This is a genomic window from Streptomyces sp. NRRL S-1813 (assembly GCF_000719605.1).
Taxonomy (GTDB): domain Bacteria; phylum Actinomycetota; class Actinomycetes; order Streptomycetales; family Streptomycetaceae; genus Streptomyces; species Streptomyces decoyicus.
Genome location: NZ_JOHB01000001.1, coordinates 930,627 through 948,635, shown reverse-complemented (window position 1 = coordinate 948,635; position 18,009 = coordinate 930,627). Strand labels below are relative to the sequence as shown.

Sequence of the window (18,009 nt, the reverse complement as noted above, 5' to 3'; positions counted from 1 at the left end):
AGAGAGAGCAGCCCGCCGGTCATTTCACGACCGCCATGGGGGACTCAGCGGTCCCCCATAAGACTCGACACCGTCCCGCCGAGGTGGGACGCCTGGTCCAGAGGTTGCGACGCTAGTGCAGGGACGTTTCAAGAGGGATGGCAGCGCTGCGGCGGACCCGGAGCTGCGCGGCGGGACAGACCGCGCCTCCTCGCCCCAGCGCGCCCGGAGCAACGGTTCCGCCGGGGGCACTCTGCCCGTCGACGGAGGCGGTCAGGCGCCGGGCAATGACGCCGCGGACAGCAAGCCCAAGGCGTCGAAGGGCGCCAGTGGCCCCGGTTCGCGAATAGCGCTGCGCAACTGGCGCATCAGTACCCGCCTGGTCTCCCTGCTCGCGCTCCCCGTGGTCGCCGCGACCACGCTGGGCGGCATGCGCATCGGCACGTCGCTGGAGAACATCGACCAGCTCGACAAGATGCAGCTGCTCACCGAGATGACGCGGCAGGCGACCGAGCTCGCCGACGCGTTGCAGGTGGAGCGGGACAAGTCGGCCGGTCCGCTGGCCGGCAGCGGCAACTCCAAGGACGATGCGAACGTCGTCGCGCCCCGTGAGGCGACCGACCGCGCCAAGCTGTCGTTCAACCAGGCCACCGGCGACATCCAGGGCCAGGACGCCACGATGGCCGGTGTCCGGGCGACCGTCCTGGAGATCGGCCGCCAGCTCAACACCCTCAACGAGGTCCGCGGCAACGCCTACCAGGACGGCGACAACTCCGCGCGGACCGTCACCAGCTACAACCAGCTCATCAACTCGCTGCTGTCGCTGTCCCAGGACATGGCGCAGGCGACCAGCAACCCGGACATGATCCGCAGTACCCGTGCGCTGGCGGCGTTCTCGTCGGCCAAGGAGTACGCGTCGATCCAGCGGGCCCTGGTCAGTGCCGGCCTCGCCCACAAGGGCGGCCCGCAGCTGTCCTCCAACGACCGGCTGGCCGGCCGTAACGCCGAGGACAGCGAGAAGGCGGCCCGCGACCGCTTCTCGCAGATCTACACCAACAACGCCGGCGCGCTCACCCGCGGCCTGGACGGCAACAACGACGAGATCAAGGCCGCGGTCGCCTTCGCGCACCGGGCCTTCGCCAGCGGCTCCGGCATCCGCAGCCAGGACTACCGGTACCTCGACTGGTACGACTCCGACACCGTCAAGATCGACGAGATGTCGCGGATCGAGACCACGCTGCTCTCCGAGATGGAGCAGAAGTCCCGCGAGCTGCGCAACCAGGCCACGCAGGAGGCCATCCTCAGCGGTGCGCTGATCCTGCTCGTCCTCGGTGTCTCGCTGGTCGGCGCGTTCGTCGTGGCGCGGTCCATGGTCCGCTCGCTGCGCCGGCTCCAGGACACCGCGCAGAAGGTCGCCCAGGACCGCCTGCCCGAGCTGGTCAAGCAGCTGTCCGAGTCGGACCCGCAGGACGTGGACACCTCCGTCGAATCGGTCGGTGTGCACAGCCGGGACGAGATCGGCCGGGTGGCCGCGGCCTTCGACGACGTGCACCGTGAGGCGGTCCGCCTCGCCTCCGAGCAGGCGCTGCTGCGGGGCAACGTCAACGCGATGTTCACCAACCTCTCGCGCCGTTCGCAGGGCCTGATCCAGCGTCAGCTCTCGCTGATCTCCGAACTGGAGTCCCGCGAGGCCGACCCGGACCAGCTGTCCTCCCTCTTCAAGCTCGACCACCTCGCCACCCGTATGCGCCGTAACGGTGAGAACCTCCTGGTCCTCGCCGGTGAGGAGCCGGGGCGCCGGTGGACGCGGCCCGTCCCGCTGGTCGACGTGCTGCGTGCCGCCGCCTCCGAGGTGGAGCAGTACGAGCGGATCGAACTCAACGCCGTTCCGCAGACCGAGGTCGCCGGCCGGGTCGTCAACGACCTCGTGCACCTCCTCGCCGAGCTGCTGGAGAACGCCACCTCGTTCTCCTCGCCGCAGACCAAGGTCAAGGTCACCGGTCACGCGCTGCCCGACGGCCGGGTGCTGGTCGAGATCCACGACACCGGTATCGGTCTGTCGCCCGAGGACCTGTCGTCCATCAACGAGCGGCTCGCCAGCCCGCCGACCGTGGACGTCTCGGTGTCCCGGCGCATGGGTCTGTTCGTGGTCGGCCGCCTGTCGCTGCGGCACGGCATCCGTATCCAGCTGCGGCCCTCCGACTCCGGCGGCACCACCGCGCTGGTCATGCTGCCGGTGGACCTCGCCCAGGGCGGCAAGAAGCCGGTACCGAGCAACGCGAAGAGCGGCGGCGACGTCGGCGGCGCGCCCGCCAGCCGGCTCGCCGGGCTCCAGCCGCGCGGCCAGGTCGGTTCGGGCCCCTCGACCGGCGGGCGCCCCGCGCTGCCCGGCCGCGGCGGCCCCGGCGGCGGTGCCCCGAACGCCTTCGGTGCCTCGGCACCGGCCGGCCGTACGGCGCCTCCCGGCGCAGGCTCCTCCGGCGCCCCGGCGCAGGGCGGCGACGCCCGCCCGGCCGCCGGCCGCCCCACCGGCTCGCGTCCCTCGCTGCCCACCCGCGGCGCGGACAACGGCCCGGCGCCCACCGTGGCACCGCCCACCGGCGCACCGCGCCGCGAGGAGCGTCCGCAGCTGCCGGCGCGGGGTCCCGCGGCCGAGCTGCCCGGCGGTTCGCCCGCCGGCGGCCAGGGTGCTCAGCAGTCCGGCGGTACCAGCTGGGGCGCGCGCCGTGAGCGCGGCGGCTCCGACGACTGGCCGCTGACGCCCCGCGAGGCGCAGGACCAGCCGCGTGGCCACGAGGAGCCGGAGAGCACCGGCAGCTTCGAGCGGCCCGCGCCGAGCGGCGGCCCCGGTGACACCGCGGCGTTCGCCCGTCCCGACTTCAACGGTCCGCCGCCCGCCGCGGACGGCTCCCAGGGCGGGCGCGGCCCGCAGGGCGCGCGTCCGGCCGGCCGGAGTGCGGGCAACGGGCCCGGCGACACCGGGCAGTTCGCCCTGCCGGACAGCGACACGGGCCAGTACGACACCGGGCAGTACGAGACCGGGCAGTACGACCGGTACGACACCGGCCAGTACGAGACGCCCCGGTCCCCGCAGGCCGACAGCGACACCGGCCAGTACGAGCGGCCGAACAGCGAGACCGGCCAGTACGAGCGGCCGGGCAGCGACGCGGGCCCGTACCAGCGGCCCGGCAGCGAGACCGGTCAGTACCAGCGGCCGAACAGCGACACCGGCCAGTACGAGCGGCCCGGCAGCGACACCGGCCAGTACCAGCGGCCGAACAGCGACCGCGGCGCGTACGCCGATGAGTCGCAGGGCACCGGGCAGTTCCCGGTGCAGCAGCCGCAGGACAGCGGTGCGCCGTCCGCCGATGTGCTCGGCGGCGCGGACGCCGGTCCCGGGGACGGCCGTACGCCGATCTTCGACACCATCGAGTCCAACTGGTTCAACACCCCCGCGGCCGCCGCGGCCGGTGTGCCGCCGCAGGGTGCCGCCGAGCCCGAGGCCCCACGGCTGCCCCGCCGCGGGTCCGCTCAGGACGGCGACGCCCGCAGCGATGCACGCGGCGGCGCCCGCAACGACGCACCGGTCAACGGTGCACGCAACGCGGCGCCCGCCGAGTCCTCCCAGTGGCGCAGTTCGCCGAACGACGAGACCTGGCGGCAGGCGGAGCAGATCCGCCAGCCCGCCGCGGGTGGTATCACCACCTCCGGGCTGCCCCGCCGGGTCCCGCGCGCGAACCTCGTCGCGGGCACCGCGCAGCAGCAGTCCAACCAGAGCGGTCCGCAGGTCTCGCGTGCGCCCAATGAGGTGCGGGGGCGGCTGACCAATCTCCGTCGGGGTATCCAGCAAGGCCGGCAGGCCGGGTCGTCGTCCACCGGCACCCACGGCGTTGTCGATCCCACTCACCAGCAGGAGCGTTAGTTGAGTCCGATGAGCCAGGCGGCGCAGAATCTGAACTGGTTGATCACCAACTTCGTGGACAACACCCCTGGGGTGTCGCACACGGTGGTGGTCTCCGCGGACGGGCTGCTCCTCGCGATGTCCGAGGGCTTCCCTCGCGACCGTGCCGATCAGTTGGCGGCGGTGGCCTCCGGCCTGACCTCGCTGACCTCCGGCGCCTCCCGCATCTTCGAAGGGGGAACGGTCAACCAGACCGTCGTGGAGATGGAGCGGGGGTTCCTCTTCATCATGTCGGTCTCGGACGGATCGTCGCTGGCCGTGCTCGCACACCCCGAGTGCGACATCGGTCTGGTCGGCTACGAGATGGCGCTGCTGGTCGACCGCGCAGGCACGGTCCTGACGCCCGACCTCCGCGCCGAACTGCAAGGCAGTCTGCTGCACTGACGCGGCGCCCGCAGCGCCGCACAGTTCAGCACCACCACATCCATGAGCCGCACCCCCCACCGGCCCCACCCGACGACAGTCCGTTGTCCCGCCCGGAGGACCCATGACCCCGCCACCTGCCACTTCCGGCCCGTACGGCGCGTACAGCCAAGCGCCGTACGGGAGCGAAGGTGACCAGCCGCTGGTGCGCCCGTACGCCATGACCGGAGGCCGGACCAGGCCGCGCTACCAGCTCGCCATCGAGGCGCTGGTCAGCACGACCGCCGACCCCTCTCAGCTGCCCGGGCTGCTGCCCGAGCACCAGCGGATCTGCCACCTGTGCCGTGAGGTGAAGTCGGTTGCCGAGGTCTCCGCGCTGTTGCACATCCCGCTGGGGGTGGCGCGGATTCTGGTCGCGGACCTGGCAGAGGCCGGGATGGTGGCGATCCACCAGCCCGGTGGCAGTGGTGAGGCCGGCGGCACGCCGGATGTGACCTTGCTCGAGAGGGTGCTCAGTGGACTTCGCAAGCTCTGACAGCGGATCCGACGGGAACAGAGCCCCCGCCACGACCTCCGCCAAGATCGTGGTGGCGGGCGGTTTCGGCGTGGGCAAGACCACGTTCGTCGGAGCCGTCTCGGAGATCGATCCGCTGCGCACGGAGGCCGTGATGACCTCCGCCTCGGCGGGTATCGACGAGCCGGGCCAGGACCGTTTCTGGTTCATGTGGGACGACCTGGTCCGTGGCGCCATCGGCGCGGTGGTGCTGGTCGACACCCGCCGTCTCGCCGACTGCTTTGCGGCGGTCGACTACTTCGAGAACAGCGGTCTGCCGTTCGTCATCGCCCTCAACGGTTTCGAGGGCTACCAGCCCCATACACCGGACGAGGTGCGTGAGGCGCTTCAGATCGGCCCGGGGGCCCCGATCATCATGACCGACGCCCGCCACCGCGGCGAGGCCAAGAGCGCGCTCATCACGCTCGTGGAGCACGCGCTGATGGCGCGGCTCCAGTAAGCCCACCGACGGCCCGCCCCGCACCGGGTGCGGGCCGTACGGCAGTTGTCACCGGCGGGGGCGCACCCCCTGCCCTGGGCGGGTTCCCGGCATCCGTGAGTGGATCTGTGTCCTTCGACACGCCCACAAATTTGCTTCATAACGTTTCGACAGTGAATCAGCGGGCTTTCGACACCCCGTGCGCATGCCCGGCTTCGCTGCGCTCACAAATCTCTTGCACTTTGGCGCGGCTCGCCCTTAACGCCCCTTTTATCTAATGGCCTTTCGCCCCTGCTCCAGCTTTACCCAGTGTTTGGAACGCACCGCCCTGACGTGCTGAAATTCGCTGAACTCCGGAGTAGGAACGCCCAGAAGAAGCGGCACAGCAAATAAGTGCCGGCGCCGAGAGGTTGTTGGTCGAGTGAGGCGAAGCAAGGCGAGCCCCGAGCCGCAGGAAACGCGGCGGGGCAACTTCACCCCGCCACCCAGAGGTGGCCTACCGGCTTCCGACGCGCCCGAAAATACGGTCGCGAAGCCTCCGGTAAGTGGCGGCAAGTACTCCCCGCGCAACTGGCGCGTGGCGACCCGCCTGAACGCCATTCTGCTGATCCCCGTGCTGGTCGCCCTGGTCTTCGGCGGTCTGCGGGTGGACAGCTCGTTCGGCACCTGGCAGGAAGCGCAGGACGCGGAGAACACCGCGAAGCTGGTGCGCGCCGCGGCTTCCTACAGCACCGCCCTGATCGATGAGCGGGACCGCACCGCGGCACCGCTGCTGAAGGGCAAGAAGGACGACCCGGTCGTCCAGCAGGCGCGGGACGCCACCGACAGCGCCGCCGACACCTTCCACGAGGCCGCCAAGGCCATACCGGACAAGCCGGGCCTCAAGCGCCGTCTCGCCGTGTTCGAGAAGGTCGAGCCCAAGCTCCAGAAGCTGCGCCAGGCCGCCTACACCTCCAAGCTGCGCGGCGTGCAGACCGAAGAGGGCTATGTCGAGGTCCAGCACCCGCTGATGGAGTTCGCCAACGAGCTCGGCCTGGGCACCGGCAACATCACCTCGTACGGCCGTACGGTCTACGCCATCGCGCTGGCCAAGGCCGCCGAGTCGCTCCAGCGCTCCATCGGCACCCACCTCCTGGTCGACCCGGCGACCCCGCAGGGCGGCAAGGAGCACAAGCTCCAGCTGACCGCCTTCGCGTCGTACCGCTATCTGGAGGGCATCGCCATCGGCGAGTACACCTCCGGCGGCACGCCCGAGGACGTCGAGCGGCTGAACAAGGACGCCGGCGAGCTCAAGCAGGCCGCGCAGCAGAAGATCGCACGGGCGAAGTCGCAGGCGCAGGCCGCAGGACAGCCGTTCCGCACCCCGCCGTCGATCGACCAGATGGGCACCCTCATCGCCACCGGCGCGGCGCCGGAGACGCTGAGCGTGCGGGGCATCACCTCGGACACCTACTTCGCGGCTGCGACCGGCAAGTTCGACATGTACCGGTCCATCGAGAAGGACCTGGCGGACAAGGCCGTGAACGAAGCGGCCCAGATCTCCGAGGACGCCCGGCAGTCCACCTTCGTCGACTCCGGCATCGTGCTGGCCGCGCTGATCATCGCGTTCGTCGTGGCCGGTCTGATGGCCCGCCGGATGAGCCGCAACATGCGCCAGCTGCGTACCGCCGCCTTCGGCATCGCCGAGCAGCGGCTGCCGATGCTGGTCGACCAGCTCTCGCGGACCGACCCGGGCCGGGTCGACACCCGTGTGCAGCCCATCCCGATCTCCACCACCGACGAGATCGGCGAGGTCGCCCGCGCCTTCGACCAGGTGCACCGCGAGGCCGTCCGGCTCGCCGCCGAGCAGGCGCTGCTGCGGGGCAACGTCAACGCGATCTTCACCAACCTCTCGAGCCGTAACCAGGGCCTGATCGAGCGCCAGCTGGAGCTGATCACCGACCTGGAGAACAACGAGGCGGACCCGGACCAGCTGGAGAGCCTCTTCCGGCTCGACCACCTCGCCACGCGTATGCGGCGCAACGGCGAGAACCTCCTCATCCTCGCGGGCGAGGAGCCCGGCCGCCGCTGGAACCAGCCGGTGCCGCTGATCGACGTCGTGCGGGCGGCGACCTCCGAGGTCGAGTCGTACGAGCGGATCGAGCTCACCGGCGTCCCCGAGAGCGAGATCCACGGCACCGCCGTGACCGACCTCGTGCACCTGCTGTCCGAGCTGCTGGAGAACGCCACCACGTTCTCCTCCCCGCAGACCAAGGTGCGGGTGGCCGCGACCCGGCTGCCCGACGGCCGGGTCATGATCGAGATCCACGACAAGGGCATCGGGCTCACCCCCGAGGACTTCGCGGACATCAACCACAAGCTGGCCAACCCGCCGAGCGTGGATGCCGCGATCTCCCAGCGCATGGGCCTGTTCGTGGTCGGCCGGCTGGCCGACCGGCACGGGATCCGGGTGCAGCTGCGCCCCTCCGGCGAGCAGGCGGGCACCACGTCCCTGGTCATGCTGCCCGAGGCGATCACCCACGGTGGTGGCGGCGAGGAGCAGTACGAGGACGACTTCACGGTCTCCCGTATCGTTCCCGAGCACCAGCAGGCGTCGTACGAGAACCATCAGCGCACCGCCGCCGAGCTGGGCTTCGACGACACCCGCTACAGCCGCCCGGACACCGGGGACATGGACATGGTGGGCCGCTCGCTGCTCCGCGAGGAGCGCCGGGCCGCCCTGGAGGCGCAGACGGTCGGTGAGCAGGAAGCCGAGGGGGGCGAGCGTCCGCTCTTCCGGGACGAGGCGCCGTCCGGCGGCGCCTACCAGGACTACCCCTCCCAGGCATATGCGGAAGCCGATCAACCGCTCTACGACGACCGGTCGCACGGCAACCAGGCCTTCGGCCAGCCGGGCTTCGCGGAGACCACCGGCCAGCAGCCTTTCGTCTCCCACGAAGCGGCACAGCCGGACGAATGGCCCGAACGCCCCGCATTCGAGAGCTACTTCGGGACCGAAGCGGAATCTGACCGGAATACAACTGCCGCTCCCGCTGACGCGCCCGAGCGCGTACCATTCGAGCGTCCGGGCCCCACACCGAGCGACGCCCCGTCGCTGACGGACGCCGGCCTTCCGCGCCGCGGAGGCCGCGACCAGCAGGCACCGCAGGTGCAGCAGCAACGGAGCGCGCCGGAGACCGGCCAGGACGGCTCCGACTGGCGCAGCTCCAACGATGATCGCTGGGAGCGGGCGGAGCAGCTGCGCGAGCCGAAGGCGGGCGGAGTCACCTCTTCCGGCCTCCCGCGGCGGGTGCCCAAGGCCAACCTGGTCGAAGGCGCCGCGGAGCAGACGCCGCAGGGCGGCCCCCAGGTCTCCCGCGCCCCGGAGGACGTCCGCGGCAGGCTGAGTAACCTGCGCCGCGGAGTCCAGCAGGGACGCAACGTCGGAACGGACCCCAACGGGGTCCCCCAGAATGACCAACAGGGCTACGGCCCCGGCAGCACCTACGATCAGGAGCGTTAGTGTGAGCCCGATGAGCCAGGCGGCGCAGAATCTGAACTGGTTGATCACCAACTTCGTGGACAACACCCCTGGGGTGTCCCACACGGTCGTGGTCTCCGCGGACGGGCTGCTCCTCGCCATGTCCGAGGGTTTCCCTCGTGACAGAGCCGATCAGTTGGCGGCGGTGGCCTCCGGCCTCACCTCGCTGACCTCCGGCGCTTCCCGCATCTTCGAGGGCGGGAGCGTCAACCAGACCGTGGTGGAGATGGAGCGCGGTTTCCTCTTCATCATGTCCGTTTCGGACGGATCGTCGCTGGCCGTGCTCGCACACCCCGAGTGCGACATCGGCCTGGTCGGTTACGAGATGGCGCTGCTGGTCGACCGCGCGGGCACGGTGCTGACGCCGGATCTGCGCGCCGAACTCCAGGGCAGCCTTCTCAACTAACAAACAGGCAGTGCGTTTCCCGCCACCGCGCCTTATGGTTCGGTGGCGCGACCGGCGTCAGACAGGCAAGTTGAAGGAGGAGACGTGGCAACGCCCCCGAGCGGATACCCGTATGGTTCCGGACAGGAGTCCGGGCCTGTGGGCGAGACCCATAGCAACCGCTTCAACTTCCCGTCTGCGCCGAGCCGCCGGCCGCAGCGGCCCCCGCAGCAGCAGCCCCGGCCGTACGACTCCCAGCCGTACGAGCCGTCGGTGTACGACCAGCCGCAGGCACCGCGCATCCAGCCGGTACAGCCGCAGCGGCGCGCGCCCGAGCCCGCGCCCACGGGTGCGAACAACCCGCTCGTGCGCCCGTACGCCATGACCGGAGGCCGGACCAGGCCGCGCTACCAGCTCGCCATCGAGGCGCTGGTCAGCACGACCGCCGACCCCGCGAAGATGCAGGGCCAGCTGCCGGAGCACCAGCGCATCTGCCACCTCTGCCGTGAGATCAAGTCAGTTGCCGAGATCTCCGCGCTTCTCTCCATCCCCCTCGGCGTCGCCCGGATCCTCGTCGCCGACCTGGCGGAAGCCGGACTCGTCGCCATCCATCAGCCCGGCGGGGACGAGACCGCCGGCGGACAGCCAGATGTGACACTGCTCGAAAGGGTGCTCAGTGGACTTCGCAAGCTCTAGCGGTGCAGCCCGCTCCACCACCTCCGCGAAAATCGTGGTGGCGGGCGGCTTCGGCGTGGGCAAGACCACGTTCGTCGGGGCCGTCTCAGCCGGGCCAGGACCGTTTCTGGTTCATGTGGGACGACCTGGTCCGTGGCGCCATCGGCGCGGTGGTGCTGGTCGACACCCGCCGTCTCGCCGACTGCTTCCCCGCGGTCGACTACTTCGAGAACAGCGGTCTGCCGTTCGTCATCGCCCTCAACGGCTTCGACGGACACCAGCCCTACACGCCCGACGAGGTACGTGAGGCGCTTCAGATCGGCCCGGACGCGCCGATCATCGTGACGGACGCCCGGCACCGCAGCGAGGCCAAGAGCGCGCTCATCACGCTCGTGGAGCACGCGCTGATGGCGCGCCTGCGCTGAAGGCGCCGGACCGCGGACGGGCTCCCCGTGCCCGCACGCCGCGTATGACGAAAGGCCCCCACACCGGTCAGGTGCGGGGGCCTTCGTCGTGTCCGGCCGCCGGTGGGCTCAGCGGAGGGTGGTGCCGACGGCCGTGAGGATCAGCGCGAGGGAGACCGCCCCGGCGTCCGGGTGGCCGTGGCCGAGCCCACCCATCCGGGCGGCGCGGCCGCGGGCCGGGACGAGCTGTGCGGTGTCGGCGGCGGCCCGGGTGGCGGCCTCGGCGGCCGCCTGCCACGCCGTGGGCAGCGCCTGCCCCGCGCGGGCGCGCAGTGCGCGGCGGAAGGGGTCCAGGGCGTCCAGCATCGCCTTCTCCCCCACCGCGGCGCCGCCGAGTTCGCCGACGGCCCGCTGGGCGGCGTCCGCGGCGTCGGCGAACAGCGCGCTCGGGGAACCGCCGCGGCCCGCCGGGGCCTTGGTCAGTACGGCGCCGGTTTCGGCCGGCAGAGCGCCGTACAGGGCCCCGGACACGCCGCCCGAGGCGTCGGCCAGGGCGAGGCCGGCGGCGAGCAGCGCGGTGCCGGCCGAGTGCGGGTCGCCGTCGGCTGCGTCGTCCGCGTCATCAACACCGCGCCGGAGTTCGGCTTCCTGGTCTTTCTGCCCAGCTTCTTCTCCAAGGAGCTGGGCTTCGGCGAGGGCCGCTGGCTGACCCTGCTCGCCGTCATCTACGGCACCCATGTCCTGTGCAATCTGCTGTTCGGCGTCATCGGCGACACGATCGGCTGGCGCCGTACGATCGCCGCCTTCGGCGGCCTGGACTGCGCGGTGACGACCCTGGCCCTGTACTTCGTCCCCAAGGTCGTCGGCGGCCACTACTGGGTCGCGATCGTGGTCGGCATGCTCTACGGCATCACGCTGGCCGGGTTCGTCCCGATCTCCGCCCTGGTGCCCGCCCTGGCACCCGAGAACAAGGGCAGCGCGATGGCGCTCCTCAACCTCGGTGCGGGCGGCGCCGCCTTCGTCGGTCCGGCCGTCGTCAGCCTCTTCCTCGGCCCGCTGGGACCGGCCGGCGTGGTGCTGATCTTCGCCGGGCTGTATGTCGTGTCCGCGCTGCTGACCCTCTGCCTGACGCTGCCGGACGAGCCGGCGACGCCCGCTCCCCCGGCCGCGCCGCCGGTCGGACAGACGGCCCTGCGCGCCTGACCGGGGGCCCGTACGCCGGTGCGTACGGGCCCCCTTCACCGCCCGGGCCTCACTTGCGCGCGGGGCACTGCTTCCATGCGAAGTGGTACAGGGTGTTGATGCTGCCGTCGGTGGAGTCCATGGCCATGTAGCTGGTGGCCTTGGGGTCCGCCGACTTGGCGTCCACCCTCATTTCGGTGTTGATGTTGAAGTAGCGCTCCTCGCCGCAGGGTGCGTACACGAGCGCGTCGACGTCGGTCTCGTCCGAGGTCTGCCAGTTGGAGTCGTAGGGGCCGGTGAAGGTGTGGCTCTTGCGGGCCGTCTGCTGCTGGCCCTGGAAGTAGTAGCCCGCCTGCTCCAGCCCCCGCGCGCCCGGCGCCAGGGACGCGTAGCCCCGGTAGTCGGCCCGGGCGACCGCGTAGGTGAAGCCCTGCGGGACATGCACGTTCAGTGCGATCTGGCAGTTCTTGCGGGAGTCGGTCGGCTTGCTGCCGGCGCCCGCCTGGGCGAGGTACTCGCTGTAGGTGACGGTGAAGGCGGTGTTGTCGGGGGCGATGGCCACGGCGGCGCTGCCGGGTCTGCAACCCGATCCGTTGACCGTGGCGACGGTTATGGTGATCTTTCCGGGCGGCGGGTCGTCGCCGAACCGTGCGGTGGTGGGGGATGCCGATCCGGCGAGGAGCAACGATGCCACTGCGGCACCAGCACTGAGCGTGCTGAGCATGGGCTTTCCTTCCGGTCGTCCTAGGGCCCGCGGTGCGGGAACACCAGGAGTGGGATGACGAGCGCATGCCAGCACGGCGGTGGCGGCTTGAACAGCTCTGCTCCCCAGGGTTGGGGCGAATCTACGCCTTGATCCGGACACCACATGCCAAACCGGAACACCGCGTCCGAAAACCGATGAGGCCTCATATCCCGTTGCTTGTGCGGCTGTTGGGCGGTATATCCCTTACGTGCTGCCGCGGCCGGGGTGCCGGCCAACGTCGCCGTGCCCGAACCGGCTCTCCACCACAAAACGGCGAGGGGCCCGCATCTGCGGGCCCCTCGCCGTTCGGTAAGGCGTTCAGCGCTGCCAGCTGGTCGCTCCGTGGAAGCCGTTCTGGCGCTCGAGGCGGCGCCAGCGGGCGGCCGTGGCGTGCGGGCGGGACGGGGCGGCGGCCGGCTGGTGGGCGGCGCGGGCCAGCAGCACGGCGGTCAGGGCGGCGAGCTCTTCCTCGCTGGCCTGGCCCTTCTCCACGCGGATCGGGTCGGTTCGGTGGGCAGGATTCACGGTGTCTTCTCCGTCGTCGCGGTGGCGTCGTGCCGGGTGCGGGTGCGGGGCGTGGCTACTGGGGCGGGTTGCCGTGCTTACGGGCGGGCAGATCCGCGTGCTTGGTGCGCAGCATCTCCAGGGCACGGATGAGCGTGTGGCGGGTTTCGGCCGGGTCGATGACGTCGTCGACCAGGCCGCGCTCGGCCGCGTAATAGGGGTGCATCAGCTCGGACTTGTACTCCTTGACCATGCGCACCCGCATGGCCTCGGAGTCGTCCGCCTCGGCGATCTGCTTGCGGAAGATGACGTTGGCGGCACCCTCGGCGCCCATCACCGCGATCTCGTTGGTGGGCCAGGCGTAGGTCAGGTCGGCACCGATGGACTGCGAGTCCATGACGATGTAGGCGCCGCCGTACGCCTTGCGCAGCACGAGCGAGATCCGCGGGACGGTGGCGTTGCAGTAGGCGTAGAGCAGCTTGGCGCCGTGCCGGATGATGCCGCCGTGCTCCTGGGAGACGCCCGGCAGGAAGCCGGGGACGTCGAGCAGGGTGACGATCGGGATGTTGAAGGCGTCGCACATCTGGACGAAGCGGGCGGACTTCTCGGACGCCTCGATGTCCAGCACACCGGCCAGCGACTGCGGCTGGTTGGCGATGATGCCCACGACCCGCCCGTCGAGCCGGGACAGCGCGCAGATGATGTTGGTCGCCCAGCGCTCGTGGACCTCGAGGAACTCGCCGTCGTCGACGATCTCCTCGATGACCTTGCGCATGTCGTACGGGCGGTTGCCGTCGGCCGGGACCAGGTCCAGCAGGGCGTCACCGGAGCGGTCGGCGGGGTCCTCGCAGGGCACCGACGGCGGGTTCTCCCGGTTGTTCGCCGGCAGCAGGGAGAGGAGGTAGCGGACCTCCTCCAGGCAGGTGGCCTCGTCGTCGTACGCGAAGTGGGCCACGCCCGAGGTCTCGGCGTGCACATCGGCGCCGCCCAGGCCGTTCTGGGTGATCTCCTCGCCGGTCACCGCACGCACCACGTCGGGGCCGGTGATGAACATCTGCGAGGTCTCGCGGACCATGAAGACGAAGTCGGTCAGGGCCGGGGAGTAGGCGGCGCCGCCGGCGCAGGGGCCGAGCATGACGGAGATCTGCGGGATGACACCCGAGGCCTTGGTGTTGCGCTGGAAGATGCCGCCGTAGCCGGCGAGCGCGGAGACGCCCTCCTGGATACGGGCACCGGCGCCGTCGTTCAGCGACACCAGCGGGGCACCGGCCTGGATGGCCATGTCCATGATCTTGTGGATCTTGGTGGCGTGGGCCTCGCCCAGCGCGCCGCCGAAGATCCGGAAGTCGTGCGCGTAGGTGAACACGGTCCGGCCGTGCACGGTGCCCCAGCCGGTGATCACACCGTCCGTGTAGGGCTTCTTCGCCTCCAGGCCGAAGCCCGTCGCCCGGTGCCGCCGCAGCGGCTCGACCTCGTTGAACGAACCCTCGTCCAGCAGCAGCTCGATCCGCTCGCGGGCCGTCAGCTTGCCCTTGGCACGCTGCGCTTCGGTGGCACGCTCGCTGGGGCCTCGCCGGACCTGCTCACGGATGGCGTGCAGTTCGGCGACGCGCCCGCGGGCGTCGTTGGCGCCGGCGGGCACATCTTCGACAGTGGTCATGTATCGACGGTACGTGGGGGAGGCGCCGCACACCGATGTCGGTTTCGTACAACGTCGCATGCGATTTGGTGGGCAGGCAGTACAGAACCGTGCTGTACGGGCCCCGCGTCCCGGCGTCCGTTCGGGTGGCGGCGCCGCCCCGCCTCTGTATGAGGTCGACAAACAACGGCGGAGTGATGTTGTCGCGACCGGCTGATCGGGCCCGGTCGACCCGGTCAGCCCAGCCGCACCGTGCAGGTGTGGGTGGCGCAGCCGGTCCCCGGGGTCACGCGCAGCCGCAGGGCGCGCCCGGTGGCCAGCACCTCGATCGCCGGGTCCTGGGCGAGCACCGCGCGTACCGGCCGTGACCAGGAGATCTCCAGCGTATCGCCGGTGCGTTCCGGGGCGGCGACGCACAGCCGCGCCGTCCGGCCGCGCCCGTCCGGCCGCCGCCCGCGCCGCTCACGGACCAGCACGCTCGCCGGGCCGCTGCTGGTGAGCGGGCCCGCGCTGCCGGCCCGCCAGAAGTTGGCGGCCGTTACGCCGAGCGGGTCGACGGCGATCGCCTGCCGCCCGGAGTCGTTGGCGAGCCGGGTCAGCCAGCGCCGGTCGGCGGCGCGGGCGGCGAGGGCACGGGCGGTGGCGCCCGGCATGAGGAGGTAGGCGTAGCCGGCGTCGGCCGGGTCGGTGCCGTGGTCGTGCCAGAGCGTGAGGTAGCGGCGGGTGAAGGGCTGGGGGGAGGAAGTGGTGTTGATGTCGCGCCAGGAGCCGGTGCGGTCCTCGCGCAGCGCCTTCAGGGGGGCGCCGCCGGGGAAGACGTAGCCGCCGTGTCCGGCGAGGTGGGCCCAGTGGGCGCGGGGGAAGGAGGTGGTCGTGCCGGGTGTGCCGGGTTGTCGTACGCCGTCGACGGTGAGCTCCGCGGTGCCGGACCTGCCCAGGCGGCGGTTGTCGACGACCGTCTCGGCGGGCACCCCATCGCGGGAGGTGATACCGGCGCCCAGGCAGACGATGCAGTCCGCGAGGGCGAACCAGGATTTCCTGGCGGTGAGGGTCGAGGCGAGGCCGCGGAGGTCCTGGCCGATCGCGGCGAATTCGCCGTCGGTGGTGCCGCCGACCCAGCGCGCGGCAGGCTTGGGCTCGCCCCAGCCGCCGCCTTCGTTGTCGGCCAGCCGTTTGGTGGAGACGGTCGTGCCGGGGAGCCGGCAGGGGTCGACGGTGGGCCAGAAGGCGTCGGTGTACTGGTCGCCGCCGGAGTCGCCCCCGGAGTCGGCGCGCCACCAGTAGAGCATCCCGGCGCCGGTGTGCCAGCCGTGCGGGTTCTCGCCGTTGCCGTTCTCGTAGTACGTGATGCGGTCGGAGGCCATGGCCAGGCCGGCGGCCCAGCCGGGGCGGCGGTGCACGGCGCGGTCCATGGCCGGGAACAGCCGGTGGCCGACGGGTTCGGGGGCGGCGGCCGTGGGGCCGTCGGCGATCTTGCGGAGGCGGGCGAGGTCGGCGACCGTGTACTGCCGGTCGGTGAGGACCGGAAGCGTACGGTCGCGGGCGATCCAGCCCTTGACCATGGCGTGCCAGCGGTCCCGCTCGGCGTCGCTCGCGCCCTGGGCGAGGAGCGCGATGGCGGCGATCAGCGCATGGCCGTGGTAGTGGTCGCTGCGCAGGACGTGCCGTTCGTCGCTGCGCAGATAGCCGCGGCTGACGGCGCGGCCGTTGACGAGGTCCATCATCAGGCCGTTGTGGAGCAGCGGGGCGTAGGCCCGCTCGACGCTGTCGAGGACGATCTGCCGTGCCGGATCGGTGACCTGCCAGGACGAGCCGCCGAGCAGGGTGAACAGCCGGCCCAGACCGTCCAGCAGGACATAGCCGTAGGTGCCGGAGTAGGCGACCCAGGTGTGCTGGACGAAGGAGCCGTCGGCGTAGAGGCCGTCGCCCTTGGTGACGTAGGGGAAGACCGGTGAGAGGGCGTCGCGGGCCAGTGCGATCTTGGCGGGGGCGCGGCCGAGGATGCCGCGCAGTGCCACGACCCGGCACAGGTCGACGCGGTTGGCTCCGGTGCTGGTCCCGGTGTAGTCGCCGAGCATGGTGTCGGGGACGAAGTGGTCGACGGCGGCCAGGCAGCGGGCGCGCAGCTCGTCACCGGGACCCCCGTCGGGCAGGTACTCGTCGAGGAGGGCGAGGGTGTCGAGGAGGAGTCCGGGGCTGCCGATCTGCCACTCCCACCAGTTGCCGTAGCGGGTGGTGGCGGTGTTGTAGACGGTGTCGTCGAGGTGGCCGAGCCCCGTGACGAGGGCGGCGGCGAGGCCGGGGTCGCCGGTGCGGCCGGTGCCGGGCTGGACGTAGGCCTGGGCCATGGTGGCGAGCCGGCTGTAGCTCTGGGTGATGCCGGACGGCGGGTCGTAGCGGCAGTCCGGCCAGAGGGAGCCGGCGGCCGGGCGCATGCTCGCCTGGAAGGTGCTCGCGAGGGCGCCGGTCTCCTGGAGGGCGGCGGCGTACGGCGGGGCGGCGGGGTCGAAGCCGCTGCCGAGGGTGAGCTCGCACCAGCGGCCGCGGAGGGCGGCGAACTCGTCCGCGGCAGCGGTGGCCGGCCCGGGGGTGGCGTGGGCTGGGCGGGCGGCGAGGCCGAGCGCACTCGCGGTGGCGGTGGCGAGAAATCCTCGGCGTGACCAGACGGACGTGGCGGAGACAGGCGGCACGGTCGGTCCTCTCCATGGCGTCAACTGCGCTGTGGCGCTGCGCACTTGGGAGTTCCCGATGGTCTAGCACGAGCCGTCGTCCAGCGGCAATGACCGCGCCGGAACGCCGCCCGCCACCCGTCCGGCGGAGCTCACCCGCACAGAGAGGTTGAATGTTGAACCAGATGCCGTTACGGTGAATCTCGTTGAAGGTTAAACAAATCCTGCGCACCCACCCGGTGTGCCGTCTTCGAGGAGGAGCCATGGCTCTGTTCCACCGCAAGCGCACCGCCGACACCGGCGACACCACCGTCCCCGCCGCCAGTGCTGCCGTCCTCGACGCGGACCCCGCGCTCGCGGCGCTGACCGGCGACTACACCATCGACCCGGCACACAGCAGCATCGGCTTCACCGTCCGGCACGCCATGGTCACCAATGTCCGCGGCGCGTTCGGCGAGTACGAGGGCGCGCTCCACCTCGACGGCGCCGACCCGTCCCGCTCCACCGCGTCCCTCGGTGTCAAGATCGCCAGCGTCGACACCGGGATCGCGGACCGCGACGGCCATCTGCGCAGTGCCGACTTCTTCGACGCCGAGACGTTCCCGCTGATGACCTTCCGCAGCACCGCCGCCGAGCGGGTGTCGGACGACCGCTACCGGATCACCGGCGATCTGACCCTCCGCGACGTCACCAAGCCGCTCACCATCGACCTGGAGTTCCACGGCTCGGCCACCGACGTCTACGGCGCCGAGCGGGTCGGCTTCGAGGGCAGCGCCGAGATCCTGCGCTCCGACTGGGGCCTGACCTGGAACGCCGCGCTGGAGACCGGCGGGGTGATGGTCAGCGACAAGGTCAAGCTCACCTTCGACATCTCCGCCGTCAAGGCCGCCCCGCAGGCCTGACCCCGCACGGCCCCGCACATGACCGCGGCCCCGCAAGGCCCCCGGGGGAGGGGTCGTGCGGGGCCGCGGTCATGCCGCCGGCGCGGCGC

General features: G+C 71.4%; 13 protein-coding genes and 2 pseudogenes. 10 read left to right on the top strand and 5 right to left on the bottom strand.

Translation table 11 applies throughout. The annotated features are described in order from the left end of the window. The first annotated feature begins 115 nt into the window (after positions 1-115). From IF67_RS0104270 to IF67_RS0104235, 8 genes and pseudogenes are all read left to right on the top strand, one after another. Positions 116-3,901 (top strand): nitrate- and nitrite sensing domain-containing protein, encoded by a 3,786-nt coding sequence (locus IF67_RS0104270; protein ID WP_030982228.1) that lies wholly within the window; start codon positions 116-118, stop codon positions 3,899-3,901. Between the two features lie 9 nt (positions 3,902-3,910). Then, complete coding sequence (locus IF67_RS0104265) at positions 3,911-4,324, top strand: roadblock/LC7 domain-containing protein (RefSeq protein ID WP_018087200.1); 414 nt, start codon at positions 3,911-3,913, stop codon at positions 4,322-4,324. A 103-nt stretch (positions 4,325-4,427) separates the two neighbouring features. Continuing rightward, positions 4,428-4,838, top strand: coding sequence for a DUF742 domain-containing protein (locus IF67_RS0104260; RefSeq protein ID WP_030087818.1), 411 nt, complete (start codon positions 4,428-4,430; stop codon positions 4,836-4,838). Then, the gene (locus IF67_RS0104255; RefSeq protein ID WP_078889247.1) at positions 4,819-5,316 is read left to right on the top strand and encodes a GTP-binding protein; all 498 of its coding nucleotides are present in this window, start codon (positions 4,819-4,821) and stop codon (positions 5,314-5,316) included. Before IF67_RS0104260 ends, IF67_RS0104255 begins: the two co-directional genes overlap by 20 nt. 400 nt (positions 5,317-5,716) lie before the next feature. Further along, on the top strand, positions 5,717-8,797 hold the full coding sequence (locus IF67_RS0104250) for a nitrate- and nitrite sensing domain-containing protein (RefSeq protein WP_030982224.1): 3,081 nt from the start codon (positions 5,717-5,719) through the stop codon (positions 8,795-8,797). A gap of 10 nt (positions 8,798-8,807) precedes the next feature. Then, positions 8,808-9,221, top strand: a complete 414-nt coding sequence (locus IF67_RS0104245) for a roadblock/LC7 domain-containing protein (protein ID WP_018087204.1) — start codon at positions 8,808-8,810, stop codon at positions 9,219-9,221. 84 nt (positions 9,222-9,305) lie between these two features. Continuing rightward, a complete protein-coding gene (locus IF67_RS0104240; RefSeq protein WP_030982222.1) occupies positions 9,306-9,896 on the top strand; it encodes a DUF742 domain-containing protein in 591 nt (196 codons plus the stop codon). Then, positions 9,877-10,300 (top strand): annotated as a pseudogene (locus IF67_RS0104235) (GTP-binding protein). Before IF67_RS0104240 ends, IF67_RS0104235 begins: the two are co-directional and overlap by 20 nt. Before the next feature lie 108 nt (positions 10,301-10,408). Here the strand turns inward: IF67_RS0104235 and IF67_RS0104230 are convergent. Continuing rightward, a pseudogene (locus tag IF67_RS0104230) lies at positions 10,409-10,855 on the bottom strand (DAK2 domain-containing protein); the annotation flags it as partial. A 12-nt stretch (positions 10,856-10,867) separates the two neighbouring features. On the opposite strand from IF67_RS0104230, the gene IF67_RS0104225 reads away from it, so the two are divergent. Beyond that, positions 10,868-11,482 (top strand): MFS transporter, encoded by a 615-nt coding sequence (locus tag IF67_RS0104225; protein WP_324608865.1) that lies wholly within the window; start codon positions 10,868-10,870, stop codon positions 11,480-11,482. A gap of 49 nt (positions 11,483-11,531) precedes the next feature. Here IF67_RS0104225 and IF67_RS0104220 read toward each other — a convergent pair whose 3' ends face one another. The 4 genes from IF67_RS0104220 to IF67_RS0104205 all read right to left on the bottom strand — a co-directional run bounded on the left by IF67_RS0104220 (position 11,532) and on the right by IF67_RS0104205 (position 17,039). Further along, on the bottom strand, positions 11,532-12,185 hold the full coding sequence (locus IF67_RS0104220; protein ID WP_030982215.1) for a DUF4360 domain-containing protein: 654 nt from the start codon (positions 12,183-12,185) through the stop codon (positions 11,532-11,534). A 339-nt stretch (positions 12,186-12,524) separates the two neighbouring features. Further along, complete coding sequence (locus tag IF67_RS0104215; protein WP_030982214.1) at positions 12,525-12,731, bottom strand: acyl-CoA carboxylase epsilon subunit; 207 nt, start codon at positions 12,729-12,731, stop codon at positions 12,525-12,527. A gap of 55 nt (positions 12,732-12,786) precedes the next feature. Next, on the bottom strand, positions 12,787-14,370 hold the full coding sequence (locus tag IF67_RS0104210) for an acyl-CoA carboxylase subunit beta (RefSeq protein WP_030982213.1): 1,584 nt from the start codon (positions 14,368-14,370) through the stop codon (positions 12,787-12,789). A gap of 215 nt (positions 14,371-14,585) precedes the next feature. Further along, positions 14,586-17,039, bottom strand: a complete 2,454-nt coding sequence (locus tag IF67_RS0104205) for a polysaccharide lyase 8 family protein (protein ID WP_030982212.1) — start codon at positions 17,037-17,039, stop codon at positions 14,586-14,588. 242 nt (positions 17,040-17,281) lie between these two features. Here IF67_RS0104205 and IF67_RS0104200 point away from each other — a divergent pair, with 242 nt between their 5' ends. Then, positions 17,282-17,920, top strand: a complete 639-nt coding sequence (locus IF67_RS0104200) for a YceI family protein (protein ID WP_030982211.1) — start codon at positions 17,282-17,284, stop codon at positions 17,918-17,920. The last annotated feature ends 89 nt before the right edge of the window (positions 17,921-18,009 follow it).

Bases quoted from the DNA above. Each gene is read 5' to 3' on its own strand.
- IF67_RS0104265 (WP_018087200.1), top strand. From the start codon at position 3,911: ATGAGCCAGGCGGCGCAGAATCTGAACTGGTTGATCACCAACTTCGTG.
- IF67_RS0104220 (WP_030982215.1), bottom strand. From the start codon at position 12,185: ATGCTCAGCACGCTCAGTGCTGGTGCCGCAGTGGCATCGTTGCTCCTC.
- IF67_RS0104200 (WP_030982211.1), top strand. From the start codon at position 17,282: ATGGCTCTGTTCCACCGCAAGCGCACCGCCGACACCGGCGACACCACC.
- IF67_RS0104245 (WP_018087204.1), top strand. From the start codon at position 8,808: ATGAGCCAGGCGGCGCAGAATCTGAACTGGTTGATCACCAACTTCGTG.
- IF67_RS0104210 (WP_030982213.1), bottom strand. From the start codon at position 14,370: ATGACCACTGTCGAAGATGTGCCCGCCGGCGCCAACGACGCCCGCGGG.
- IF67_RS0104260 (WP_030087818.1), top strand. From the start codon at position 4,428: ATGACCCCGCCACCTGCCACTTCCGGCCCGTACGGCGCGTACAGCCAA.